Consider the following 1,583-nt stretch of genomic DNA (forward strand, 5'->3'; position numbering starts at 1 on the left):
ACCCATGTAGTAATCAGGATCCGATGGATAAGCTGAGCCAATGGTTAGATCATTGTCAAACTGATCGACGACGGTGTTACAGGTAGAATTGTCGAAGCGCATGACGTTTTCTCTGGGCCATAAGAATATAGAGAACAACACCCCACTGCCAGTTGGTAAACCGGGTGTTGGAGTGACCGTTTCAGTGGGTACGAATATAATGGTTTTAGTGTTTCTCATGGTCAACTGCACTTGCCCCTCAGCTTGATAACAGCGAACGTTCAATGCAGCGTTCAGAGGACCCATTTCTTCTTGTGTGCCTGGCAGGAGATAAAATTCAGAGTCCTTAAATCGATAGACGAACTGCTCTTCTGCTCCTCTCCCATCCCTAAAATGGGTACATCCCAGCACTACCGGTTGGACGCCCTTATGATGACCCGCCGGATCCATTACCACCTTGATATTGTCTGCAAGAAAAATACCTGCCCCCTCCAGCTCCAGAATACCTGAAGGTTTATGCATCTGAGTGGTGGGAAGTTCTGAGGCAACGGTTGCTGATGAACTGCCCCTGTCTGAAGGGTTTCTGGAATTAATTTCGATATTCGCCAGATAGTAGACAGAATCATTATGGGGTGCCGACATCACATAATGATCCTGTATGCCTCCTTCAATTACAAACTCGGCGAGAACATTAATGCTGTTCCCCACAAAAGCTGAGTTATCGGGTAACTGAAAACTCTTTACGTCTCTGGTAGGACCAGTCACGGCTACTGTCAATGGTAATTCATAAACAGCTGGCTGTCCCTTTCCGGATGATCTCTCAGCATCAAAGATAAATAAAGTTGGATAGGTGGTCCGAAAAGCCTCATGATCCAGCCTTGTTGTAGCCGATATTTTTCTTATCCTGACCGTTTCAGTAATTGGAGATGCACTGGGTGAAGCAGTTGTGGAAGCACTTGTAGAAGCATTTGTGGAAACACTTGTGAAAGGTTTTGTTGCAGATATCTGATTGTTCTTTTCCCTGATAAGTGCCTTAAAAGCTGGTAAATGTTGACTGCAAACGCCCTTATCATCATCACTGGTTAATTCAGAACAACTATAGACATCTGTATACGTGAAACTACCCGTTGGCCCGTCCGTGGCGTAAACGTGACAAGGTAAGGCAAAAATTGATGACAATAGAGCAACCGCGAACCCGGATCTGGAACTATTCATAACTGCACTCTGTCTGCTATTTGAAAGTCAGAACATAGACATCCTTGCCCTGATAATCCTGTCTAAGGTCGCCCTAAATCCTAGACCGGATATTTCATAAATAAAGGCAAGCCTTCTTTAAATCAGAAATCATTCAACCGGGCTGAGATTCGGAGTTTTCCGAGAGTACTGCCATAAGCAAGCCGACAACTGTTGACAGACCGCCGACTTGTGGAGGCTTTTTTGCAACATGCTACAGTTGCTTTTCCAGTTCTGACATCTTTGGTTCTGGCGATGGAGTGAAGGATCCACTCCTTCCTCTCAATCTACTGATACATTTTGGTAACAACTGGAATGCGGGAAGACCCAATCCCAATGTTGTAGCTAATGCCTGACTGGTATACCTTATC

1 protein-coding gene is annotated in these 1,583 nt (G+C 45.1%); it reads right to left on the reverse strand.

Going from position 1 to position 1,583, the window contains the following annotated elements:
- A partial coding sequence (locus KDK16_RS03495; RefSeq protein WP_257274703.1) for a hypothetical protein occupies nucleotides 1-1,194 on the reverse strand: 1,194 nt, incomplete at its 3' end.
- Nucleotides 1,195-1,583: the final 389 nt, after the last annotated feature.

The organism is Endozoicomonas sp. SESOKO4, from assembly GCF_024606275.1.